Genomic DNA, 23,960 nt, shown 5'->3' on the forward strand with positions numbered 1-23,960 from the left:
CCGACTGCTTTGTCGCGGCGCGTAGCCAAGGGGGGGATCGCCGTCAAGAACGCAGGCCCGGCGCCAGCCCCTGGCGCATCGCCAGCCGGCGCAGTGGTCCGATCCGGTCGAGGAGATGCAGCCCGAGGCCGCGCGCGCCCTGGAGCGGCAGGAAGCCGGACAGCAGCGAACGGTTGAGCAGGTCGACCATGGCGGTGCGCGCGGCGACGTCGCCGCGCCGCGCCCGGGCATAGGCGTCGAGCACGGCAGGGTCGCCCGGATCGGGGGCCCCCGCCACGGCGTCGGCCAGCGCCGAGACATCGCGCATGGTCAGGTTGAAGCCCTGGGCCCCGATCGGCGGAAACACATGCGCCGCTTCGCCGATCAGGGCGACGCGGCCGGCGGCGAGGCGGTGCGCGGCGAGGCCGGCCATGGGCCAGACGGAGCGCGGACCGACGATGCGCATCCCACCGAGCAGGGAATGGCTCTGTCGCTCGATCTCCCCGGCCAGAGTTTCGTCCTCCAGCATGCGGCGGCGCTCGGCCTCCTCCGGCCGCATCACCCAGACCAGGCTCGACCGGCGGTCGCCGAGCGGCACCAGGGTGAAGGGCCCGTTTTCCGTGTGGAACTCGGTGGAGACGTTGCAATGCGGCCGGTCGTGCTCGAGGTTCAGCGCCAGCGCCGACTGCGGATAGCTCCAGGTCGAGACCGCGATGCCCACGGCCTCGCGGGTTTGAGAGGCCCTGCCGTCGGCGGCGACGGCGAGCGGGCCGACGAGCTCGTCGCCGTCATCGAGCCGGATGCGCACGCCGCTCTCCCCGGCGTCCACGGCCGCGACCCGCTGCATCCGGCGCTCGATCCGCGGGTCGAGTGCTGCGGCCTCGCCGAGGGCACGGACGAGGTCGCCATTGGCAATGTTCCAGCCGAAGGCCTCCAGCCCGATCTCGCCCGCGTCGAAGGCCACCGGCGGAGCGCGCAGCAGCCGCCCGGTGGCGTCGACGATCGACATCACTCTGAGCGGCGCAGCGTGGCGTCGGGCCGTCTCCCAGGCGCCGACCGCCTCCAGCGCGGCGACGCTGCCGCCGAGCAGCGCGGTGGTACGGGTGTCCGCCGGATCTGCCGGCGGCCCGATCAGGGTCGACGCCACGCCGCGCGAGGCCAGGACCAGCGCGGCGGCGAGTCCGGCGGGGCCGGCGCCGACGATCAGGATTGCATTGGGGACGGTTTCATCCATGGTGGGGTCTGCGTAGCCGCTCCGCCCTCCGCGGTGAAGAGGGCGTGCGGCATTTCCGAGAGTTTCTTCGACGGTTCGGCATCGTGCTTCGTATCCTCGCCCTGACGTGTCTCCTGCTCGCTGCCGCGCCGGCCGCGCGCGCCGAGCCGTTCCAGACCAGCGCCCCCGTGGCGCTGCTGGTCGACGTCACCTCGGGCATGACCCTGCTCGCCAAGAACGCCGACCAGTCGATCGAGCCGGCGGCCATGGCCAAGATGATGACGGTCGACGTGGTGGGGGAAGCCCTGGCCAAGGGCGAGACCACGCTCGACACCGAATATCCCGTGTCCGAGCATGCCTGGCGCAAGGGCGGGGCGCCCTCGGGCAGCGCCACCATGTTCGCGGCGCTCAAGAGCCGCATCCGCGTCGCCGACCTGCTGCGCGGCGTCATGGTGCAGGCCGCCAACGACGCCTGCCTGATCCTGGCCGAGGGCATCGCCGGATCGGAGGAAGCGCTGGTCGAGCGTATGAACCGGCTCGCCGGCGAGATCGGCCTCCGCAACACCGTGTTTCGCAACGTCACCGGCTTTGCCGATCCCGAACAGCGCACCACCGCCCACGACCTTGCCCTGCTGCTGCGCCATCTCATCGCCAAGCGGCCGGAGCTCTATGCGATCTACGGCGAGAAGGAGTTCACCTGGAACAAGATCCGCCAGCTCAACCGCAACCCGTTGCTGGCCGCGGGCGCCGACGGCGGCGCGACCGGGGCCTCGGAGACCGCGGGGTTCGGCCTCGCCGCCTCCGCCGTGCGCGACGGGCGCCGCCTCGTCCTGGTGATGCACGGCTTCAAATCGGTCAAGGATCGGGCCGCCGAGGCGGTGCGCGTCCTGGACTGGGGCTTTGCCTCCTTCGGTCTGAAGGAAACCTTCGCCGCCGGCGAGACCATCGGCGAGGCCAGGGTGTTCGGCGGCACCCGCTGGACCGTGCCGCTGGTCGCCGACGGTCCCGTGTCGCTGCTGGTGCGCACCGACGCCAAGGATCATCTCGAGGCGCGCATCGTCTATGACGGTCCGGTGCCGGCGCCGATCAAGGCCGGGGACGCGGTCGGCCGGCTGCAGGTGCTGCGCGAGGGCGTCGTCGCCCTCGAGATTCCGCTGAAGGCCGCCGCCGACGTGCCCGTCGGAGGGCTGGGCCAGCGGGCGCTGGGAGCGCTCTACGAGTTCGGCGTCGGCCTGGTCCGGGGCGGAGCGGCACGATCGTGAGCGGCAATGCAGCGAGCACGAACCGGGCGCCGTCGCCCGGGCGATTCGTCACTTTCGAAGGCGGGGAGGGAGCCGGCAAGTCGACCCAGATCCGGCGCCTCGCCGCAGCGCTGCGCGAGCGCGGCCTCGACCCGGTGGTGACGCGCGAGCCCGGCGGCTCACCCGGCGCCGAGGCCCTGCGCGAGGTGCTGCTCTCCGGCGGTGCCAAGCCCTACGGCCCGTTCGCCGAGACCGTGCTGTTCTATGCGGCGCGCGACGACCATCTGTGCGAGACCATCCGCCCGGCACTGGCCCGGGGCCGGTGGGTGCTGTGCGACCGCTTCGCCGATTCGACCCGCGCCTATCAGGGCGTGGTCGGCAATGTCGCGCCGGAGCTGATCCGCGCCCTGGAGCGGATCGTGCTGGCCGACACCAGGCCCGATCTCACCATCATCCTCGACCTGCCCGCGGCCGAGGGGCTGAAGCGGGCGCGGGCGCGCGGCGGGGCGGCCGACCGCTTCGAGAGCGAGGGGCTGGTGTTTCACGAGCGCCTGCGCCATGCCTTCCTCGCCATCGCCCGGACGGAGCCGCAGCGCTGCGCCGTGGTGGACGCGGCGGGCGACGTCGACGCCGTCGCCGCCGAGGTGCTGCGCATCGTCGCCGAGCGGCTGGGGCTCGGAAGCTGAGGACCTGCCGTGAGCGACACGCCCGAGATCGACCGCCTGGAGGGCGCCCCGCATCCGCGGGAGACCACGGCGCTCATCGGCCACCCGGCGGCCGAGCAGGCTCTGCTCGACGCCTATCGCTCCGGGCGGATCCATCACGCCTGGATCCTCGGTGGCCCGGAGGGCATCGGCAAGGCGACGCTGGCTTATCGCATGGCGAAATTCGTGCTGGTCAACCCGGACCCCACGCGCATCGCCCATTGTACCGACCTGTCCGTGCCTCCTGACGCCCCTGCGGCGCGTCAGGTCACGGTGCAGTCGAATGTCGACCTCAAGGTGCTGCGGCGCACACTGAACGACGACCGCAAGACCTTCGGCCAGGACATCAAGGTGGACGCGGTCCGCGACGCCGTCGGCTTCTTCGGCAGCACGGCTGGGGGAGGGGGCTGGCGCATCGCCATCGTCGACGCGGCCGACGATCTCAACGCCGCCGGAGCCAACGCTCTGCTCAAGGTGCTGGAAGAGCCGCCGTCCCGGGCCCTGTTCCTGATCGTCTCGCACCAGCCGGGACGCCTTCTGCCGACGATCCGCTCGCGCTGCCGCAAGCTGATGCTGGAGGCGCTCGGCTGCGACGACACCGTCCGGGCCGCGGCACTGGCGCGGCCGGACCTTCCGGGCGCGGCCCTGGAGGAGGGGGCCCGCATCGCCCAGGGCAGCGTCCGGCGCGCCCTGACCCTGGCGGATGGCGAGGGCGTGGCCGTTCACAAGGCCCTGCTGGCACTGCTCGAACGGCTGCCGGAGGTCGACACCGCCGCCGCCCATGCCCTGGCCGACCGCTGTGCCGGTCGGGCCGGCGACGCCAATTTTTCGCTGCTTCTGACCTTTCTGGAGGATTGGCTGCACGAACGGCTGCTGGCGGAACGCGGCGCGCCGGCCCATCGCCTTGCACGCTGGGCAGAGGTATGGGACAAAGCCAGGGAGGCGGCACGCGACGTGGAGGTTTTCAACCTCGAGCGCAAGCCATTCGTTCTCTCAACCCTCTCCATGCTCGCTCGAGCGTCAAAGTCCTGACTCCCGACGGGAGGTGTTTCCGGTATGCCTGATCAAGACAAGTATTACATCACCACGGCGATCTCCTACCCCAACGGACGCCCTCATATCGGCCACGCCTACGAGCTCGTCGCCACCGATGCGATCGCCCGGTTCCGCCGGCTCGATGGCTATGACGTGTTCTTCCTCACCGGCACCGACGAGCACGGCCAGAAGATGCTGCAGACCGCGGCTCGGGAGGGCACGACCGCCCGGGAGCTGGCGGACCGCAACTCGCAGGTCTTCCGCGACCTGACCGAGGCGCTGAACGCCTCCAATGACGACTTCATCCGCACCACCGAGGAGCGGCACTTCGAGGCCTGCACCGCGATCTGGAACCGCATGGTCGAGGCCGGCGACATCTATCTGTCCACCTATTCGGGCTGGTACTCGGTGCGGGACGAAGCCTATTACGACGAGTCCGAGCTCACCGTCGCCGAGGACGGCAAGCGCCGCGCTCCGACCGGCACGCCGGTGGAATGGGTGGAGGAGGAGAGCTACTTCTTCCGCCTGAGCAAGTTCGGCGACAGGCTGCTGGCCCATTACGAGGCGCATCCCGATTTCGTCGGGCCGGCGGAGAGGCGCAACGAGGTGGTCAGCTTCGTCAAGTCGGGCCTGCGCGACCTCTCGATGAGCCGCACCACCTTCGACTGGGGCATCCCCGTGCCCGGGGCGCCCAAGCATGTGATGTATGTCTGGGTCGACGCGCTGACCAACTACCTCACCGCCACCGGCTTTCCCGACGAGGCGGCGGATCGCGCGGACTACTGGCCGGCCAACGCCCACATCGTCGGCAAGGACATCGTGCGCTTCCACGCCGTCTACTGGCCGGCTTTCCTGATGTCGGCCGGACTGCCGCTGCCGCGGCGCGTCTTCGCCCACGGCTTCCTGTTCAACCGCGGCGAGAAGATGTCGAAGTCGGTCGGCAACGTCGTCGACCCCTTCGCCATGGTCGAACAATACGGCGTCGACCAGGTCCGCTACTTCTTCCTGCGCGAGGTACCGTTCGGCCAGGACGGCAACTGCTCGCACGAGGCGATCGTCAACCGCTCCAACGCCGACCTCGCCAATGATCTCGGCAACCTGGCGCAGCGCTCACTGTCGATGATCGCCAAGAATTGCGGCGGCCGCATCCCGAGCCCGGGCGACCTGCTGCCCTCCGACGTCGATCTGCTGACCGCGGCCGACGGACTGGTGTGGAAGGCGCGCGATGCCATGTTCCAGTTCGCGCTGCACACCATGCTGGCCGACATGTGGGCCGTAGTGGCCGAGGCCAACCGCTACTTCGCCGCCGAGGAGCCGTGGAAGCTCAGGAAGACCGATCCGGCGCGCATGGAAACCGTGCTCTACGTCACCGCCGAGGTGGTGCGCCAGGTCGCGATCCTGTGCCAGCCGGTGATGCCGGCGAGCGCGGCGGCGCTGCTCGACCTGCTGGCCGTGCCGGAGGAGGCCCGCAACTTCGACCATCTCGGCGCCGACGGCCGGCTGTCGCCGGACGTCGAGCTGCCCGAGCCCAAGGGCGTGTTCCCGCGTTATGTGGAAGCGCCGCCCGCAGCGTGACGCAGGCCGTCGGCACGGCCGATTTCCGACACATGGCGGCGTGGCCGACGCGGCTGCGCCGCCGTCGGCATGCCGGAGCAAAGCGTGTTTCAGTGGAAGCGCGCCTTGCTCCAACTCCTTGTTTCGACGCGTCTTTGCGACTTGGCGCGATTTCGTCAAATCGCACAGCGCTCCAGGCCCGACAGAGCCATGTTGATCGACAGCCATTGCCATCTCGATTTCCCCGACTTCGCGCCGGAGGTCGACGACATCGTCGCCCGCGCCCGTGCCGCCGGCCTGCGGCGCATGATCACCATCTCGACCCGCGTGCGCCGCTTCCACCAGATCAAGGCGCTGATCGAGCGCTATGACGACGTGTTCGGCTCGGTCGGCACGCATTGCCACCATGCCGCGGAGGAGGACGACGTCCCGCTCGAGGAGATCCTGGCCCTGGCCGCGCACCCCAAGGTCGTGGCGATCGGGGAGGCGGGGCTCGACTATCACTACGACAACAGCCCGCGCGAGGTGCAGGCGCGCGGCTTTCGCCGGCATATCGCCGCCGCGCGCCGCACCGGCCTGCCCCTGGTGATCCATGCCCGGGAGGCGGATGCGGACGTGGCCGCCATCCTCGAGGAGGAGATGGGGCAGGGGGCGTTCTCCGCCGTGCTGCATTGCTTTTCCTCCGGCGCCGAGCTGGCGCGGCGCGCCGTGGCTCTCGGCCACTACGTGTCGTTCTCCGGCATCCTGACCTTCAAGCGCTCGGAGGAACTGCGCGCCATCGCCCGCGAGGTGCCGCGCGACCGCCTGCTGGTGGAAACGGATGCGCCCTACCTCGCGCCGATGCCCTATCGCGGCAAGCGCAACGAACCGGCCTATGTCGCCCACACCGCCGGGGTGCTGGCCGAGACCATCGGCGTGAGCGAAGCCGAGATCGCCCGCATCACCACCGAGAACACGTTCCGGCTGTTCTCGAGGATGACGCGGCCCGCCGGGAGCGAGGTGGCGGCATGACCGGCGCATCGAGGGGGCAGGGCAGGCGGGGCGGATGCCGGTGTCCCTGACCGCCACCATCCTCGGCTGCGCGTCGTCCGGCGGCGTGCCGCGCATCGGTTATGGCTGGGGCGCCTGCGATCCGGCGGAACCGCGCAACCGGCGCCGGCGCTGCTCGCTGCTGGTCGAGCAGGTCACGCCGGAAGGGCGCACCACCGTCCTGGTCGACACCGGGCCGGACATGCGCGCCCAGCTTCTGGACGCCGGCGTCGAATGGGTCGACGGCGTGCTCTATACCCATGAGCATGCCGATCACACCCATGGCATCGACGATCTGCGCGTGCTGGCGATCTACAAGCGCCGGCTGGTCGACGTCTATGCCGACGAGCGCACGGCGGCGCTGCTGCGCCATCGCTTCGGCTATTGCTTCGAGACCCCGCCGGGGTCGCAATATCCGCCGATCCTGAGGCTGCGCCCGATGGGGACGAGCATCACCATCGGCGGGGCAGGGGGGCCGGTGACGGCCCTGCCCTTCCGCCAGCACCATGGCGACATCGACTCGCTGGGCTTTCGCTTCGGCAATCTCGCCTATTCCAGCGACGTCAACGGCCTGCCGGAGGAAAGCCTCGAAGCCTTGCGCGGCCTCGACATCTGGATCGTCGACGCCCTGCGTCCGCAAGCCCATCCCAGCCATTGGTCGCTGCCCGAAGCCCTGGACTGGATCGAGCGCCTGAAGCCGAAGCGCGCGATCCTGACCAACATGCACACCGACATGGACTATGCGACGCTGCGCGCGCAGCTGCCGCCGCATGTCGAGCCCGCCTATGACGGAATGCGGCTCGACTTCGTCGCTCCCGCGTCGGAAGACGACGGATTGTGACAACAGAAACTTCGGAACTCCAAGACGTTATCCTATATTGACGGGGGCAGGGGACTCGCGTCGGGACAGCTGACGCCGTCTCGCCCCCTGCCCTCGTCCCCTTCCGCCGCCGGAGGGAGAACCGGCCGGCGGCCGTCTCCAAGCCGCCGGTCGCGGATGACATGGGGGCTTGGTCCGAGGAGTTCTGCGCATGGTCGGACACCATTATCTGCTCGATCTTCTCGCCGGCATCGCCCTGCTGCTGTGGTCGACCCGCCTGGTCAAGACCGGAGTGATGCGGGCCTTCGGCGAGAATCTCCGCCGGGTGATCGCCAAGGCGACGGCCGACCGCGTGCGGGCCTGCCTGGCGGGGGCGGGGGTCGCCACGCTGCTGCAGAGCTCGACCGGATCGACGCTCCTGGCCATGTCCTTCGTCGAGCGCGGCTTCCTCAGCCTCGCCATGGCGCTGGCGGTGCTGCTCGGCACCAATGTCGGCACGACCCTGGTGGTCCAGGCCCTGTCCTTCGATCTTGGCGCGCTGATGCCGCTCCTGATTCTCGCCGGGGTGGTCGCCTTCATGACCGGCCGCTCGCCGCTTGTCCGCAATGTCGGGCGGATCGGCATCGGCCTCGGGCTGATGATCATGTCGCTCGGGCTGGTGACCCAGGTTGCCGGGCCGCTGCGGGCCAATCCGGTGCTGCTCCTGGTCTTCCAGCAGCTTGCCGGCCAGCCGGCTCTGGCGCTGGTGATCGGCGCGGCCCTGGCGTGGCTGGTGCATTCGAGCGTGGCGATCCTGCTGCTGCTGATGTCGCTGGCCGGGGCAGGGGTGATCGACGCGCATCTTGCGCTGACGCTGGCGCTCGGAGCCAATGTCGGATCCGGGCTGGCGCCGCTCGGCCTGTCGCTGCGGGCGCCGATCGCGGTGAAGCGGGCGCTCGTCGGCAACCTGGCGACGCGCCTCGCCGGCGCGCTGGTCCTGCTGCCCGCCCTCGCCTGGATCGCCCCCCGCCTCGGCGCGCTCGGTGTCGATCCGGCGCGGCAGGTCGCCAATTTCCACAGCGCCTTCAACCTGCTCCTGGCCCTGCTCTTCCTGCCCCTGGTCGATACCACCGCGCGCCTGCTCGAGCGCCTGATGCCGGAACCCGAGGAGCCGGTGGAGGACAAGCAATTGTCGCTGCTCGACGAGGCGGACTTCGAGCGTCCGTCGGTGGCGCTGGTCGCAGCCTCGCGCGAGGTGATGCGCCTGGCGGAGATCGTCGAAGTGATGCTGCGCGAAGCCATCGTCACCTTCGAGGAGGCGGACGACGCCCGGCGCAAGCAGATCAGTCGTCTCGACTTCAAGGTCGACCAGCTGCAGGAGAGCATCAAGCTCTATCTGACGCGGCTGACCCGCACGCCGCTGGACGAGGAGATCGCCCGCAAGGCCTTCGACCTCATCCTGTTCACCACCAACCTTGAGCATGTCGGCGACATCCTCGACAAGACTCTGCTGGAGCTCGCGGCCAAGAAGCAGCGGCTGGGACTGCATTTTTCAGCCGAGGGCTGGGCCGAGATCCGGGCCCTGCACCGCCAGACCGTCGAGCAGATGCGCCTGGCGATCACCGTGTTCATGACCCAGGACGTCGAGATGGCGCGCCGCCTGGTCGAGGCCAAGGACCACATCCGCGGCTTCGAGCGCTCCGCCGCCGAGAGCCATCTTGCGCGGCTGCGGGCCGGCAAGCTGGCCTCGATCGAGACGTCCTCACTGCATATGGACGTGATCCGCGACCTCAAGCGCATCGTCGCCCACCTGACCGCGGTGGCCTATCCGATCCTGGAGGCCGGCGGCGAGCTTTCGACGTCGCGGCTGCGAACCCGCGACATCGCCTGACGGCGTCGGATGGCCGCAGGGCAGGGCGCTCCTGTCATCTCGACACGAGGCAGGGTTCCCGGCAAATGCTACCGGCGCCCGGCATTCCTTGCCCGATCTCCCGAGGACAGACCATGGACGGCTCCCAAGCGCCCAAGGCCGTGACGCTGCGGCCGCATGAGCATCGCGGCGTGGTGCTGGAGGAAGTGCATGCCCGCCCGTTCCGTCCGCTGGAGACGCCGCGGCGCCTGCTGCATTTCGCCTTCCTGACCGATGCCGGGGAGGCCAAGGCCGACCGCGCGGCGCTGGCGCGCTTCTGCGCCGAGCGCGGCGTCGAGCCGCCGCGTGCCGGCGTCCGGCACCACCGGGTCGAATTCAGCGACAGGATCCTGCGTTGGGAGCAGCACAGCGAGTTCACCACCTATTGCTGGCAGCTCGGCGACGCCGGCGACGGGGCGCTGTTTGCACGAGCGGCCGGCGAGCTCGCCTGGCTGATGGGACTGGTGGCCCAGCCCGGCCGCCACCTGGTCTCGATCGACCTGCAGCTCGTCAGCGCACACGCGGCGCCGGAGCTCGGCCAGGTGTTCGACTCCAGCTCGCTTTGCGCCATGACGGCGGAAAGCCGCGCCGCACGGATCGCCACAGACTTCAAGGCCGGAGCGGACGGCTTCGTCCGCATCCTGATCGTCGATCACGGGCTCGATGCCATGCGGGCCGGCGCGCTGGCCCAGCGCCTGCTCGAGCTCGAAACCTATCGGCTGCTGGCGCTGCTCGGCCTGCCGGAGGCGCAGAGGCTCAGCGAGCCGACCAGCCGGATCGAGCGCAGCCTGATGGAGGTGACGCGCGAAATGACGGTTGCCGAAGGGCTTGACGCCAACCAGCAACTGCTCGACCGCATCGCTGCGCTGGCGGCGGAACTGGAAGCCGGCGTCGCCGCGTCGCAGTTCCGCTTCGGCGCCACCCGGGCCTATGAGGGCATCGTCCAGGGCCGGCTCGGCGCGATCCGCGCCGAGGAGATCGCCGGCAGCGAGACGCTCGGCAGCTTCCTGAACCGCCGGATGGCGCCGGCGCTCAGGACCTGTGCCGCCATCGAGGAGCGCCAGAGCAGCCTGTCGCGCCGGCTGGCGCGTGCCACGCAGCTGCTGCGCACCAAGGTCGACATCGAGCTGGAGCGGCAGAACCGCGACATCCTGGCGACCCTGAGCGAGCGCACGCGCCTGCAGCTCAGGCTGCAGCACACGGTCGAGGGCTTGTCGATTGCCGCCGTGAGCTACTACGTCGTCGGGCTGATCGGCCACATGGCCGGCCTGTTGCCGGTGCTCGGCCTCCATGTGGAGCAGGAGGTCGCGACGGCATTCGCGATCCCGTTCGTGGTGGCGGCGGTCGGCTGGTTCATCATCCGCCGCGTCCGCCACCACAACCATGTTCCATGACGCATCCCGAATGGACCTTGAACAGGAGCAATGACATGACCGACATCATCTTTCGCACCGGCGAGGCGACCGTGCTCGCCAGGGAAGGCCAGTACACCGACGCCATGCCTGAGGTGCTGATCGGCTCGGTCGACGGGCCGGTCGGCCACGGCTTCGCGGCCATGCTCGGCCAGACGGTCGGCCATACCCGTATGTTCGTGGTGCGCGACCTCAACCAGCTTGTCCGCCCGGCCACCATGATGACGACCAAGGCGACGATCCATAACGGCGCCTATGTCGAGCTTCTCGGCGGCGTCGTGCAGGGCGCGACCGGCGACGCCATCATCGACTGCGTCATCGAGGGCGTGCTGCCGAAGGACCAGACCGACAGGATCTGCATCATCGTCACGATCTGGCTCGACCCGCGCTGCGCCAGCGATCCGAACCTCGACAAGGCCGACCTCTATCGCACCAACTACGAGGCGACGAAGCTCGCCATCCGCCGCGCCATGACCGGCGAACCGACGATCGACGAGCTGATCGCCAACCGGAAGACCGTGAAGCACTACGCGCTCGACGGCGTCGTCGAGTACTGAGGCCGCGGCTCGGCGGTCAGCCAGGAGCGGGCCGCCCGCCACCTGCCCAGGGGCCGGGCAGAATAATGTTCCATAATATATCTTATGCGAATTTGATCCGAAGCCCCTGCTGCTCCGATCATCGGCTCGATCCGGACCGTCGACGCCCGGCATGGGCTCATGGGCTGCGGCAACCCCTGCGAAGTCGCAGTTCACGCGTCCGGCCGGCAACTTGGTCGGCCGGTCCCGGCAATCGCCGTCACCAGACCGCCGACGGCGGCTGCGCCGCCGCATCGCCATGGCATGCGGGCCTTCAGTCGATCCAGATCCCGGTTCCGATCGGCATCGCGCCCTTTGTCAGGCCTGGGCCGAGCATCAGCGGCACGGATGCGGGGCATCGGGTGGCGCGAGCCTCTCGATGCCGCCGACGACGGTCCTGATTTCCATTCCGTCCAGGCGTCGCGGCACCAGGGGCGGCGAGGGATTGAGCCCGCCCTGCTCTTCCCGCTTGACACGGACGGCCCCCCGGGCCGACGAAGCAGCGCTTCGCGCTTCCGCCTTGATGGGGTCCATGCAGTATTCTTCGGTGATTTTCGATTGCGACGGCGTCCTTATCGACAGCGAGATCCTGTCGGCGGACGCCACGGCGGAGGTGTTGACGCGCCTCGGCATGCCCATGACCGCGGAACGCTGTATGAGCCTGTTCATCGGCCTGACGCAGGTCGGCGTCGAGGAGGCGATCGAGCGCGAATTCGCGCGCAAGCTGCCGCTGGACTTCGCGCAGCAGGCCGGCGCCACCCTCGAGCAGGCCTACCGCGAGCGCCTGCAGCCGATCGCGGGCGTGCACGAACTGGTCAAGCGCCTGCCGACGCCCTTCTGCGTCGCCTCGAACAGCCCGCCGGCCAAGCTCGGCCTGGGGCTGAGCCTGACCAGCCTGTTCGAGCTGTTCTATCCCCACATCTACTGCGCCAAGCTGGTGGCCCGCGGCAAGCCGGCTCCGGACCTCTTCCTCTACGCGTCCGAACGGCTCGGCGTGGCGCCGCACGAGGCGGTGGTGGTCGAGGACAGCGTCGCCGGCGTCACGGCGGCCAAGGCTGCCGGCATGACGGCCATCGGCTTCACCGGCGGCCTGCACAGCGGTCCGGCCAGCGCCGAGCGCCTCAAGGCGGCGGGCGCCGATCATGTCGCCGAGACCATGGCGGAAGTCGGCCGCCTGCTCGGCGTCGAGGCCTGACGGTTACTCCTCTCGATTGTTGCGCCGCCGTCCGGCCTTGACCTCGGAACGCCGGTCCTTGGCTGCCAGGCGGCGTTCCTTCGAGGCCTTTGTCGGCTTGGTCGGACGGCGCGGTGTCGGCTTCACCGTCGCCGCGCGGATCAGCTCCACCAGCCGCGCCAGCGCCTCCTCGCGGTTCAGCTTCTGGCTGCGATGGGTCTGGGCCGTGATGACGATCACCCCGTCCTGGGTAAGGCGGCTGCCTGCCAGCTTCATCAGCCGGATGGCAATCTCGTCGGGCAGGGACGGCGACCGGCGGGCATCGAACCGCAGCTGCACCGCGGTCGAGGTGGTGTTGACCGCCTGCCCGCCCGGCCCTGACGCCCGCAGAAAGCTCTCCTCGATCTCGCGCTCGTCGATGGACAGGGTGTTGGTGATCTCGATCATGGCGCAGGGCTGCTGACGGAACCGGCTGCCCGGCGATAGCACGTGCGGCCGGCGGCGTGTTGACGAATCTCGGATTTGCCTGTGCAGCCAAAGACGGCCGTGCGCCTCTCTGCCGCTGGGTTGATCCGATGCCGTCGCGCCTGCTCTCGTGCCCCGACCGCCTGTTCGCCTGGATCGCCGGGCTGTTCGGCCTGGTTCTGGTTGCCGTGATACCACCGCTCGGAGGCGGCAACGAGACGTTCAACTTCCAGCGGACGGCAGGCGTGGCGGCCGGTCATGTGCTGATCGAGCCGGCTGCCGTGCGGCCCGGCATCGCCGAGTTGCTCGCCGTCGGCGGCTCCTTCTTCCCGGAGGGGGCGAAACCGCCCTACTCCTATTCGCTGGACCAGTGGCGCCGGCTGGCCGCCATCCCGCTGGGCGCGGAGCCGGACGCCATCCTGGCGCCCAACCCGATCGCCGTGCTGCATCCCCTCTCCTATCTGCCGCAGGTGCCGGTGATCCGGCTCGGCGGCAGCCTCGGCCTGCCGCCCCTCATCCTGTTCTATCTCGGCCGGCTGGCCGGGCTGGCCGCCGGCATCGGCCTGACCCTTCTCGCCATCCGCATCATTCCCACGCACAAGTTCGCGCTCGCCGCCCTCGCCCTGCTGCCGACCGTCACCTTCTCGCGCAGCACGCTCGACGCCGACCAGTTCACCACCGGGCTGGCCTTCCTGCTGGCGGCGATGATCCTGCGCGAGATGGTGCGCCGCGAGCCGATGGGTGGACGGGATATCCTGCGGCTGGCCGCGGTCGCGTTCATTCTGGCCCAATGCAAGAGCGCCTATCTCGTGCTGCCGCTGCTCGCCCTGGCCATCCCCCGCGCGCGCTTCGGTTCGACCGCCGCCTGGGCCGGCGCGCTGGCGCTGATCATCCTGCCCGGCGCGCTCGCGAGCCTGGCTTGGATGGTGACGCTGAAGCACACCTATTTCGCCGGCATCACGTACCGCACCTGGGCCGGCGAGGTGAATCCGGACGGGCAGATGGCCGCGATCCTCGCCGATCCGTTCGGCTATGTCGCGGTGCTCTGGCGCACCCTGGTCGACACGCCGCTGGTCTATGACGCTGTCAGGGGTTTCATCGGCATCTTCGGCCCGCCGGTCGCCCTGCCCCTGCCTGTCCTGGTGGCGCTCGTCGGTCTCATGCTGTTCGTGCTGGTCTCCGACCCCACCGCGCGCGCCGCCCGCTATGGCCCGCTCGCGCTCGGCCTCGGCGCCGCCATCGCCGGCGCCGGCACGGTGCTGATCCTGACCCTGCTCTACGTGCAGTGGACCGGCTTCGGCCAGCCGACGGTTCAAGGCTTCCAGGGGCGCTATCTCTACCCGCTGGCGCCGCTGCTGCTGGTCGGCCTGCGCACCAGCGGCGAGCCGGCCTTGCGTCTCGGCGCCGGCGCCTGGGTGGCGCTGCTGGCGGCCACGGGCCTGGGCAGCACCCTGTGGCTCACCCTCGCAACCTATTACGGCTGACGCTGCCGGGCGGCGCGAAACGACGCAGCCGCTGCAAAAACTCGGACCGGTTCCCGAAACGTTCTTGTTTTTGACGTCAAGCCGCTTCATTCTGCGCCTCCGGCCCCCTATGTCTCGGCCGAACGCCCACCCCTCCATCCCGTTGGGATCGACTGCATGACTGGTCAGACGCCGGGCCGACAAGCCCCCTCGTCCGCGGATCGCCGCGTCATTTCGATACGCGGCGCCCGCGAGCACAACCTCAAGAACATCGACCTGGAGATCCCCCGCGACAAGCTCGTGGTGTTCACCGGTCTGTCGGGGTCCGGCAAGTCGTCGCTCGCCTTCGACACCATCTATGCCGAGGGACAGCGGCGCTATGTCGAAAGCCTGTCGGCCTATGCCCGCCAGTTCCTGGAGATGATGCAGAAGCCCGACGTCGACCAGATCGACGGGCTTTCGCCGGCGATCTCGATCGAGCAGAAGACGACCTCGCGCAACCCGCGCTCGACGGTCGGCACGGTCACCGAGATCTACGACTATATGCGCCTGCTCTGGGCCCGGGTCGGCATCCCCTATTCGCCGGCCACCGGCCTGCCGATCGAGAGCCAGACCGTCAGCCAGATGGTCGACCGCGTCATGGCCCTGCCCGAGGGCACGCGCCTGTTCCTGCTGGCGCCGGTGGTGCGGGGACGCAAGGGCGAGTACCGCAAGGAGATCGCGGAATACATGAAACGCGGCTTCCAGCGCGCCAAGATCGACGGCACCTTCTACGAGCTGGCCGACGCCCCTGCCCTCGACAAGAAGCTCAAGCACGACATCGACGTGGTGGTCGACCGCATCGTCGTCCGCGGCGACATCGCGGCGCGCCTTGCCGATTCGTTCGAGACGGCGCTGGAGCTGGCCGACGGCATCGCCGTGGCCGAGATGGCCGACCAGAAGGACGACAAGGGCGAGCCGGCGCGGATCGTCTTCAGCCAGAAATTCGCCTGCCCGGTCTCCGGCTTCACCATCCCCGAGATCGAGCCGAGGCTGTTCTCCTTCAACAACCCGTTCGGCGCCTGCCCGGCCTGTGACGGCCTGGGCGCGGAGATGACGGTCGATCCCATGCTGATCGTGCCGGACGAATCCCTGTCGCTGCGCAAGGGCGCCATCGCGCCGTGGGCCAAGTCGACCAGCCCCTACTACGCCCAGACAATCGACGCGCTGGCCAAGCACTACAAGTTCGGTGTGACGACGCCTTGGGAGGATCTGCCGGAAAACGTCAGGTCGGTGATGCTCTACGGGTCGGGCAAGGACGAGATCAAGTTCTCCTTCGACGACGGCCTGCGCGCCTATGAGACGCGCAAGACTTTCGAGGGCGTCATCACCAATCTCGAGCGGCGCTGGAAGGAGACCGATTCGGAATGGGCGCGCGAGGACATCGCGCGCTACATGTCGAACACGCCCTGCAAGGCCTGCGCCGGTTTCCGCCTCAAGCCGGAGGCCCTGGCGGTGAAGATCGACCAGTGCCATGTCGGCATGGTTTCGGCCATGTCGGTGCGTCAGGCCCAGGGCTGGTTCGAGGCGCTGCCGGCCAAGCTGGACGACAAGCGCAACGAGATCGCCGGCCGCATCCTCAAGGAGATTCGCGAGCGCCTGCGCTTCCTCGTCGATGTCGGCCTCGACTACCTCACCCTGGCGCGCAATTCCGGCACCCTGTCGGGTGGCGAGAGCCAGCGCATCCGCCTCGCCTCACAGATCGGCTCGGGCCTAACCGGCGTGCTCTACGTGCTGGACGAGCCGTCGATCGGCCTGCATCAGCGCGACAATGAGCGCCTGCTGGAGACGCTGCGCCGGCTGCGTGACCTCGGCAACACCGTCGTCGTGGTCGAGCATGACGAGGATGCCATCCTGCAGGCCGATTTCGTCGTCGACGTCGGCCCCGGGGCGGGCGTGCATGGCGGGCGCATCGTCGCCCAGGGCACGCCGGCCGAGGTGATGGCCAACCCGCACTCCCTCACCGGCAAGTACCTCACCGGCGAGCTGGCCGTGCCCCTGCCCGAGCGGCGGCGCAAGCGCCAGAAGGGCAAGGCGCTGAAGGTGGTCGGCGCCCGCGGCAACAACCTCAAGGACGTCTCGGTCGAGCTGCCGCTCGGCCTCTTCACCTGCGTCACCGGCGTATCGGGCGGCGGCAAGTCGACGCTGCTGATCGACACGCTCTACAAGGCGGTGGCGCGCCGGCTCAACGGTGCGTCCGAGCATCCGGCCCCCCATGACCGGATCGAGGGGCTGGAACTGATCGACAAGGTCATCGACATCGACCAGTCGCCGATCGGCCGCACGCCGCGCTCCAACCCGGCGACCTATACCGGCGCCTTCACGCCGATCCGGGAATGGTTCTCGGGCCTGCCGGAAGCCAAGGCGCGTGGCTTCCAGCCCGGCCGGTTTTCCTTCAACGTCAAGGGCGGACGCTGCGAAGCCTGCCAGGGCGACGGCGTCATCAAGATCGAGATGCACTTCCTGCCCGATGTCTACGTCACCTGCGACGTGTGCAAGGGCAAGCGCTACGGCCGCGAGACGCTGGAGGTGAAATTCAAGAACAAGTCGATCGCCGACGTGCTCGACATGACCGTCGACGAGGGGGCCGAGTTCTTCAAGGCGGTGCCGAACATCCGCAACACCATGGAGACGCTGGCCCGGGTCGGGCTGGGCTATGTCAAGGTCGGCCAGCAGGCAACCACCCTCTCCGGCGGCGAGGCCCAGCGCGTCAAGCTGTCGAAGGAGCTGTCGCGCCGCTCGACCGGCCGCACGCTCTACATCCTCGACGAGCCGACCACCGGCCTGCACTTCCACGACGTCGCCAAGCTCCTGGAAGTTCTGCACGAGCTGGTCGACCAGGGCAACACGGTGGTGGTGATCGAGCACAATCTGGAGGTGATCAAGACCGCCGACTGGGTGATCGACATGGGGCCGGAGGGGGGCGACGGCGGCGGCGAGGTGGTGGCCCAGGGCACGCCCGAGGACATCGCCCGCGAGAAGCGCTCCCATACCGGGCGTTTCCTGCGCGAGGTCATGCAGCGCCGTCCCCAGTCCAGAAAGGCGCGGGAAGCCGCCGAATGACCGAATTGCCATGCATGGAGCGCATTGGTTGCCGCAAAAATGTCCCAAGCCTAAAAGATTTGTGACAAAATTAGCGAGAGCCCATGCGCAATCGCATGGCTGTTGTGCATCGCACCCACTAGCGGTGCACTGCAACATCGATCATATTCCTTCTCGAAAGGCAACGGAAAATCCGTTCCGTCGCGGGGACCGAGAAAGGAATATCCCATGCTGTTCGCTGCCCTGATCGAGCGTGTCCGTGTCTGGCGTCGTGAGCGCGAGACCCTGGCCGAGCTCCGGCGCCTGAGCGAGCGCGATCTGTTCGACATCGGCATCAATCCGGCCGACCTGCGGACCATTGCGCGCGAAGCTGCCCGCGCCTGAGTTCTCGAATCGACGGCGGAGCGATTCTCCGCCGTATCGGTACCGGTTGCGGCCTCCTCCTCCCATTGCCGCGACCGCGAAGCGCCCGCCGATCCTCCCATCGGCGGGCGTTTTCGTGTCCGGGGCATCGTATTCGTGCACAGGGCGAGGCGTTGCCTCGGGCCATGGCCGGGGCTAGAACCGCGCCATGACACACGCCCCCATCCATGTGATCGGCGGCGGGCTGGCCGGGGCGGAAGCCGCCTGGCAGATCGCCCGCGCCGGACTGCCCGTCATCCTGCACGAGATGCGCCCCGAGCGCGGCACCGAGGTGCACAAGACCGGCGACTTCGCCGAGCTCGTCTGCTCCAACTCCTTCCGCTCGGACGATGCGCAGACCAATGCGGTCGGCCTGCTGCACGAGGAGATGCGCCGCCTGGGCTCGCTGATCATCGCCAGCGGCGACGCCCACAAGGTGCCGGCCGGCGGCGCGCTCGCGGTCGACCGCGACGGCTTCGCCGCGGCGGTGACCGCACGGCTCGAAGCCGATCCCCTGGTCGAGATCCGCCGCGGCGAGGTCGCCGGCGTGCCGCCCGAGGACTGGGACAGCGTCATCGTCGCCACCGGCCCCCTCACCTCCCCGGCCCTGGCCGAAGCCATCGGCGGGCTCACCGGCGAAACCTCCCTCGCCTTCTTCGACGCCATCGCCCCGATCGTGCATCGCGACACGATCGACATGGACGTCGCCTGGTTCCAGTCGCGCTACGACAAGGCCGGGCCCGGCGGCAGCGGCGCCGACTACATCAACTGTCCGATGACGCGCGAGCAGTACGATGCCTTCGTCGATGCCCTGCTGGCCGGCGACAAGACCGGCTTCAAGGAATGGGAGGGCACGCCCTATTTCGACGGCTGCCTGCCGATCGAGGTGATGGCCGAGCGCGGCCGCGAGACCCTGCGCTTCGGTCCGATGAAGCCGGTGGGCCTGACCAACCCGCGCGACCCGACGGTCAAGCCCTACGCCATCGTCCAACTGCGCCAGGACAATGCGCTCGGCACGCTCTACAACATGGTCGGCTTCCAGACCAAGCTGCGCTATGCCGAGCAGGCGCGCATCTTCCGCGCCATTCCAGGCCTCGAGCAGGCCGAGTTCGCCCGGCTCGGCGGCCTGCACCGCAACACCTATCTGAACTCGCCGGTGCTGCTCGACGCCACGCTGCGGCTGAAGGCGATGCCCCGCCTGCGCTTCGCCGGCCAGATCACTGGCTGCGAGGGCTATGTCGAAAGCGCCGCCGTCGGCCTGATGGCCGGCCGCTTCGCCGCCGCCGAGCGCCTCGGCGCCCGACCCGCGCCGCCGCCGGCGACCACGGCGATGGGCGCCCTGCTCGGCCACATCACCGGCGGCCACATCGTCACCGTCGATGCCGGCCCGCGCTCCTTCCAGCCGATGAACGTCAATTTCGGCCTGTTTCCGCCGCTCGACGTCGCGCCGAAGAGCGAGGACGGCCGCCGCCTGCGGGGCACCGACAAGGCAATCGCCAAGAAGAAGGCGATGACCCGCCGGGCGCTGGAGGACCTGACGGCCTGGATCGGCGGCGAAGGCCGTGCAGCGGCGGAGTAGGCTGGTAGCAACCGCGGCTGTGCGCACAATTTGCGCTTGTCATCAGGTCGACGCTCAGAGCCTTCTTACTCCAGACCAGTTCACTTTCCCCGCAAAGGGCAGGGCCACAGCCGGCCTCTATCGGCGGCTCGCCCGCCACAGCGCCCATTGCCGCCGCCATTGCGGCAGCTCGACCGGATCGCGGAACGGCTCGTAGCCGGGCTTCTCCATCAGCCTGAGATAGGGGCGGGCCAGCGCCAGCGGCAGCAGGGCGGCGGCGGCCGGCCGGGGCACGGCGCCGAGCCGGGCCTCTGCGAGGTCGAGGTGGCGGCGGGCATGGCCGCGCATCTCGGCCAGCGCCGCCTTCACCGCCGGCGTCGCCTGTCCGGCCAGGATGTCGTCGCGGCGGGCGCCGTGGCGGTCCAGCACCTCCTGCGGCACCAGGATCTGGCCGCGCGCCGCCTGACGGGCAAAGCTGCGCAGCAGGCCGGTCAGGGCATAGGCGACGCCGCCATGGCCGACGGCATCGGCCGAGCCGGGATCGCCGCCATCGGCCAGCACCAGGCAGGCCAGCCGCATCAGCGCCGACGAGGTCTCGCCGCAATAGCCCTCCAGGTCGGCCAGGGTCGGTACCGGGTCGTCGTAGAGATCCTGCACCCGCGCGTCGATCAGGTCGAGGAAGGCGGCGCGCGGCAGGCTGTAGCGGCCGATCGCGCCGAGCAGGGCCATCGCCACCGGGTGGCCCGTCGCATCCCCCCTCGCCTCGCCTTCCAGGAGATCGCGCCACCATTGCAGGCGCACCTCGCCGGGCAGCGGCGTCGACACCGTGTCGCGGATGCGCGAGACCTCGACGTTGAAGGCATAGAGCGCCAGCAGGCCCGCGCGATGGGGGTCCGGGGCAAGCAGCGTCGTCAGCCAGCGGTCGCGGTCGAAGTCGCGCACCAGGCCTTCGCAATGGGCGATGTCGGCAGGCCGGGCGGCGTCGTTCATGGCTTTCTGCTAGGCGGTGGCGATCAGGGCTGCGGCGACACGCCGATTCTCGCCGAGCAGCACGTTCCAGGTCATGGCCGCAGCACCGGTCGCCATGGCGTCGACGCTGATCCGCACGTCGCGAAAGCGCCAGCGCAGCGCCTCAGGCAGCGGCGCCGGGTCGCGGCCGGTGCCGACCAGCAGGAAGTCGATCTCGGCCGCCTCCTCGAACACCTGGGCGAAGGCCTCCTCGGAGAACGCGTCCGGGGCAGTCACCGCCCAGGCATGCATGCCCGACGGCAGGCAGAGCAGCGAGCCCCGATGCGACATGTCGCCGAAGCGGAAGCCGCCGGCGCCGTAGCCGTCGATCGGCGTCCGCCGCGGCAGGAAGCGCCGGCCGCCCGCCTGCATCCTCAGGCCTCGCTGCCGCTCTTGCCGTCCGACGCCGGCGTCGGAGCGCCCGGCCGCAGGCCGAGATAGATCAGGATCGGCGAAGCAATGAAGATCGAGGTGTAGGTGCCGACCAGCACCACGCCGAACATCATGGTGGCCGTGAAGCTGTGGATGGCCCGGCCGCCGAACAGCAGCAGCGCCAGCAGCGCCAGGGTCACCGTGACGTGGGTGATGATCGAGCGCGACAGCGTGGCGTTGATGGCGTTGTCGAGCAGCTCCGCCATCGGCAGCTTCTTGTACTTGCGCAGGAGCTCGCGGATGCGGTCGTAGATCACGACCGTGTCGTTGAGCGAATAGCCCAGGATGGTCAGCAGCGCCGCGACGCTGGTCAGGTCGAACTCGAGCTGCGTCACCGACATGAAGCCGATGGTCAGCACGATGTCGTGCACGTTGGCGATCATGGCGCCGACGGCGAACTGCCAGTCGAAGCGGAACCACAGATAGAGCAGGATGCCGACGATGGCACAGAAGATGCCGACGGTGCCGAGCGTGACCAGCTCCTGCGACACGCGCGGGCCGATCACCTCGACCCGCTCATAGACGAAGCTGTCGCCCAGCGTCGAACGCACCTTGGCCGCGGCCACCTGCTGCTCGGCGTCGCCGCCCGGCTGCTGGGCGATGCGGATCATCACCTCGCCCTTGGAGCCGATCTCCTGCAACTGCACCTCGCCGAGGCCGAGGCCTTCGATGGTGGCGCGCACGGCGCCGATGTCGACATGGCCGGACTGGGCCCGGACCTCCATCAGCGTGCCGCCCTTGAAGTCGATGCCGAAGTTCAGGCCGTGGGTGAAGAAGAACACCAGCGACAGGATCGACAGCACCGCCGAGATCGGGAAGCTGAAGCGCCGGAACCGGACGAAGCCGAAGCTGGTGTTGTCGGGAACGATACGAAGATGGCGCACCGCGCTCTCCACTCAAATCGGGATCGTGCGGGGCTTGAACCCGCGGTACCACCAGGAGACCAGCAGGCGCGTCACCGTGAAGGCGGTGAACACCGTGGTGAGGATGCCGACGCCGAGGGTGACGGCAAAGCCCTTCACCGCGCCGGTGCCGACCACGAACAGCACGGCCGCGGCGATGAAGGTGGTGATGTTGGAATCGAGGATGGTTGCCAGAGCGCGGGAGAAGCCCGCATCCAGCGCCATCAGCGGCGAGCGGCCGGCCCGCACCTCCTCGCGGATGCGCTCGTAGATCAGCACGTTGCTGTCGACCGCAATGCCGACCGTCAGCACCACGCCGGCAATGCCGGGCAGCGTCAGCGTCGCGCCGAGCAGCGACAGGATGCCGAAGATCAGCCCGACGTTGATCATCACGGCGATCGAGGCGATGATGCCGAACAGGCCGTAGGTGGCGATCATGAAGGCGATCACCAGGCCGGAGCCGACCAGCGCCGCCATTTCGCCGGCCCGGATCGAATCCGCGCCGAGGCCGGGGCCGACGGTACGCTCCTCGACCACGGTCATCGGCGCCGGCAGGGCGCCGGAGCGCAGCAGCAGCGCCAGGTCATTGGCGCTCTGCGGCGTGAAGCTGCCGGAGATCTGGCCCGAGCCGCCGAGGATGGGCTCGCGGATGTTGGGGGCGGAGATCACCTTGTTGTCGAGCACGATGGCGAAGGGCCGGCCGACATTTTCCTGGGTGGCGCGGCCGAACTGCTGGGCGCCTCGGGTGTTGAAGCGGAAGCTCACCACCGGCTCGCGGTTCTGCTGGTCGAAGGTCGCCTGCGCGTCGGTGAGGTCCTCGCCCGCCACCATCACCCGCTTCTCCACGACATAAGCGGCGCTGCCGTCCTGCGAGGGCAGGATCTCCGTATCCGCAGGCGGACGCATCTGCGCCGCCTGCTCGGGCGAGATCGTCTGGTCGACGAGGCGGAACTCGAGCTTGGCGGTCTGGCCGAGGATGGTCTTGAAATGCGAGGGATCCTGCAGGCCCGGCAACTGCACCAGGATGCGGTCCGCGCCCTGGCGCTGGATCGAGGGCTCGGTGGTGCCGAGCTGGTTGACGCGGATGCCGATGATCTCCATCGACCGGCTGAGCACGCGCGTCATGCGATCGTTCAGGCCGAAATCGGTCACGGCAAGCTTGATCTGGCCGTTGTCGCCGGCGATCACATCGACCGTGCGCTGGTCGACGGAGCCGAACAGGTTGCCCGTCGGCGGCGCGCCGAGCGGCGTCAGGAGATCGAGCGCCCGCTTGGTGTCGTTGGGATCGCGCAGGGTAAGCTGCACGGCGCGCCCCTGCACGCCGAGATTGGTGAAGCCGATCTTGGCGTCGCGCAGGGTGCGCCGGGCATCCTCGCGCAGGGCCTCGACCTGGTCCTTGAGCACCGCGGAACCGTTGACCTCCAGCAGCAGCTGGGAGCCGCCCTGCAGGTCGAGGCCGAGCGTCACCGCCCTGTGCGGCAGCCAGCTCGGCATGGCATCGCGCCAGGATTGCGGGTAGAGGTTGGGCAGCGCCAGCCACAGGCCGATGATGATCGTGCCGACGATGGCCGCTGTCTTCCAGGGCGTGTAGTGCATGGCGCGCTCCGCTGTGCCGTGTCGGGCCTCAGGCCTTGACCGGCTCACCCTTGGCGCGCACGTCGGCGAGCATGGCGCGCAGGATCTTCACCCGGACGCCGTCGGCGATCTCGACCTCGATCTCCGCATCGCCTTCGCCCGCCTTGGTCACCTTGCCGATCAGGCCGCCATTGGTGATGACCACGTCGCCGCGCCGCACGTTCTTGATCAGCTCCTGGTGCTGCTTGGCCCGCTTCTGCTGCGGACGGATCAGCAGGAAATAGAAGATCACGAACATCAGGACCAGCGGGATGAACATCCCGAACTGGCCCGCGAACAGATCACCGCCGCCGGCTGCCGGAGCCGTCTGTGCGAAGGCGGGCGTCACGAACATCAATCGTCCTCCAAAAAGCAGCGGCCGGGCAAGCGGATTCCCCCTTGCCGGCCGCA

At 69.2% G+C, this 23,960-nt stretch carries 22 protein-coding genes; 14 read left to right on the forward strand and 8 right to left on the reverse strand.

What is annotated here, in order from left to right; genetic code table 11:
• Positions 1-43 precede the first annotated feature (43 nt).
• Entirely contained in the window at positions 44-1,213 is a 1,170-nt protein-coding gene (locus tag AC27L4_RS21270; protein WP_487144357.1) for a UbiH/UbiF family hydroxylase, read from the reverse strand.
• A gap of 83 nt (positions 1,214-1,296) precedes the next feature.
• Between AC27L4_RS21270 and AC27L4_RS21275 the strand changes: the two genes are divergently transcribed.
• From AC27L4_RS21275 to fae, 9 genes are all read left to right on the forward strand, one after another.
• A complete protein-coding gene (locus AC27L4_RS21275) occupies positions 1,297-2,454 on the forward strand; it encodes a D-alanyl-D-alanine carboxypeptidase family protein (protein ID WP_487144358.1) in 1,158 nt (385 codons plus the stop codon).
• Positions 2,451-3,119 carry a dTMP kinase gene (gene tmk / locus AC27L4_RS21280; protein WP_487144359.1) on the forward strand — a complete coding sequence of 223 codons (669 nt, stop codon included), beginning with the start codon at positions 2,451-2,453 and terminating at the stop codon, positions 3,117-3,119. Before AC27L4_RS21275 ends, tmk begins: the two co-directional genes overlap by 4 nt.
• A 9-nt stretch (positions 3,120-3,128) precedes the next feature.
• Positions 3,129-4,169, forward strand: coding sequence for a DNA polymerase III subunit delta' (locus tag AC27L4_RS21285; protein ID WP_487144360.1), 1,041 nt, complete (start codon positions 3,129-3,131; stop codon positions 4,167-4,169).
• A 24-nt stretch (positions 4,170-4,193) separates the two neighbouring features.
• Entirely contained in the window at positions 4,194-5,747 is a 1,554-nt protein-coding gene (gene metG, locus AC27L4_RS21290) for a methionine--tRNA ligase (protein WP_487144361.1), read from the forward strand.
• 189 nt (positions 5,748-5,936) lie between these two features.
• A complete protein-coding gene (locus AC27L4_RS21295; RefSeq protein WP_487144362.1) occupies positions 5,937-6,737 on the forward strand; it encodes a TatD family hydrolase in 801 nt (266 codons plus the stop codon).
• Positions 6,738-6,777: 40 nt separating this feature from the next.
• The gene (locus tag AC27L4_RS21300; RefSeq protein ID WP_487144503.1) at positions 6,778-7,596 is read left to right on the forward strand and encodes an MBL fold metallo-hydrolase; all 819 of its coding nucleotides are present in this window, start codon (positions 6,778-6,780) and stop codon (positions 7,594-7,596) included.
• A gap of 190 nt (positions 7,597-7,786) precedes the next feature.
• Positions 7,787-9,445, forward strand: coding sequence for a Na/Pi cotransporter family protein (locus tag AC27L4_RS21305; RefSeq protein ID WP_487144363.1), 1,659 nt, complete (start codon positions 7,787-7,789; stop codon positions 9,443-9,445).
• Between the two features lie 113 nt (positions 9,446-9,558).
• Positions 9,559-10,857 carry a DUF3422 domain-containing protein gene (locus tag AC27L4_RS21310; RefSeq protein WP_487144364.1) on the forward strand — a complete coding sequence of 433 codons (1,299 nt, stop codon included), beginning with the start codon at positions 9,559-9,561 and terminating at the stop codon, positions 10,855-10,857.
• 35 nt (positions 10,858-10,892) lie between these two features.
• Complete coding sequence (gene fae, locus AC27L4_RS21315; RefSeq protein WP_487144365.1) at positions 10,893-11,432, forward strand: formaldehyde-activating enzyme; 540 nt, start codon at positions 10,893-10,895, stop codon at positions 11,430-11,432.
• Positions 11,433-11,786: 354 nt separating this feature from the next.
• Here fae and AC27L4_RS21320 read toward each other — a convergent pair whose 3' ends face one another.
• Positions 11,787-11,984, reverse strand: coding sequence for a hypothetical protein (locus AC27L4_RS21320; protein WP_487144366.1), 198 nt, complete (start codon positions 11,982-11,984; stop codon positions 11,787-11,789).
• Between AC27L4_RS21320 and AC27L4_RS21325 the strand changes: the two genes are divergently transcribed.
• Positions 11,983-12,645 (forward strand): HAD family hydrolase, encoded by a 663-nt coding sequence (locus AC27L4_RS21325; protein WP_487144367.1) that lies wholly within the window; start codon positions 11,983-11,985, stop codon positions 12,643-12,645. The genes AC27L4_RS21320 and AC27L4_RS21325 overlap by 2 nt on opposite strands.
• Before the next feature lie 3 nt (positions 12,646-12,648).
• Here AC27L4_RS21325 and arfB read toward each other — a convergent pair whose 3' ends face one another.
• Entirely contained in the window at positions 12,649-13,071 is a 423-nt protein-coding gene (gene arfB, locus AC27L4_RS21330; protein ID WP_487144368.1) for an alternative ribosome rescue aminoacyl-tRNA hydrolase ArfB, read from the reverse strand.
• A gap of 128 nt (positions 13,072-13,199) precedes the next feature.
• Here arfB and AC27L4_RS21335 point away from each other — a divergent pair, with 128 nt between their 5' ends.
• The 4 genes from AC27L4_RS21335 (at position 13,200) to trmFO (ending at position 19,614) form a co-directional block, all read left to right on the forward strand.
• A complete protein-coding gene (locus AC27L4_RS21335; protein WP_487144369.1) occupies positions 13,200-14,573 on the forward strand; it encodes a DUF2142 domain-containing protein in 1,374 nt (457 codons plus the stop codon).
• A 156-nt stretch (positions 14,574-14,729) separates the two neighbouring features.
• On the forward strand, positions 14,730-17,654 hold the full coding sequence (uvrA, locus tag AC27L4_RS21340) for an excinuclease ABC subunit UvrA (protein WP_487144370.1): 2,925 nt from the start codon (positions 14,730-14,732) through the stop codon (positions 17,652-17,654).
• A gap of 207 nt (positions 17,655-17,861) precedes the next feature.
• Positions 17,862-18,017 carry a YjiS-like domain-containing protein gene (locus AC27L4_RS21345; protein WP_487144371.1) on the forward strand — a complete coding sequence of 52 codons (156 nt, stop codon included), beginning with the start codon at positions 17,862-17,864 and terminating at the stop codon, positions 18,015-18,017.
• 187 nt (positions 18,018-18,204) lie between these two features.
• Positions 18,205-19,614, forward strand: coding sequence for a methylenetetrahydrofolate--tRNA-(uracil(54)-C(5))-methyltransferase (FADH(2)-oxidizing) TrmFO (gene trmFO / locus AC27L4_RS21350; protein WP_487144372.1), 1,410 nt, complete (start codon positions 18,205-18,207; stop codon positions 19,612-19,614).
• A gap of 117 nt (positions 19,615-19,731) precedes the next feature.
• On the opposite strand, the gene AC27L4_RS21355 is transcribed toward trmFO, so the two are convergent.
• Genes AC27L4_RS21355 through yajC form a run of 5 tightly spaced genes read right to left on the reverse strand, consistent with a single transcriptional unit; the run spans position 19,732 to position 23,904 of the window.
• Positions 19,732-20,583 (reverse strand): phytoene/squalene synthase family protein, encoded by an 852-nt coding sequence (locus AC27L4_RS21355; protein ID WP_487144373.1) that lies wholly within the window; start codon positions 20,581-20,583, stop codon positions 19,732-19,734.
• Between the two features lie 9 nt (positions 20,584-20,592).
• On the reverse strand, positions 20,593-20,973 hold the full coding sequence (locus AC27L4_RS21360) for an Mth938-like domain-containing protein (protein WP_487144374.1): 381 nt from the start codon (positions 20,971-20,973) through the stop codon (positions 20,593-20,595).
• 2 nt (positions 20,974-20,975) lie between these two features.
• The gene (gene secF / locus AC27L4_RS21365; protein WP_487144375.1) at positions 20,976-21,929 is read right to left on the reverse strand and encodes a protein translocase subunit SecF; all 954 of its coding nucleotides are present in this window, start codon (positions 21,927-21,929) and stop codon (positions 20,976-20,978) included.
• Positions 21,930-23,531, reverse strand: coding sequence for a protein translocase subunit SecD (gene secD / locus AC27L4_RS21370; RefSeq protein WP_487144376.1), 1,602 nt, complete (start codon positions 23,529-23,531; stop codon positions 21,930-21,932).
• A gap of 28 nt (positions 23,532-23,559) precedes the next feature.
• Positions 23,560-23,904, reverse strand: a complete 345-nt coding sequence (yajC, locus tag AC27L4_RS21375; protein WP_487144377.1) for a preprotein translocase subunit YajC — start codon at positions 23,902-23,904, stop codon at positions 23,560-23,562.
• Positions 23,905-23,960 lie beyond the last annotated feature (56 nt).

It is taken from the genome of Labrys sp. Lb11, assembly GCF_057554225.1.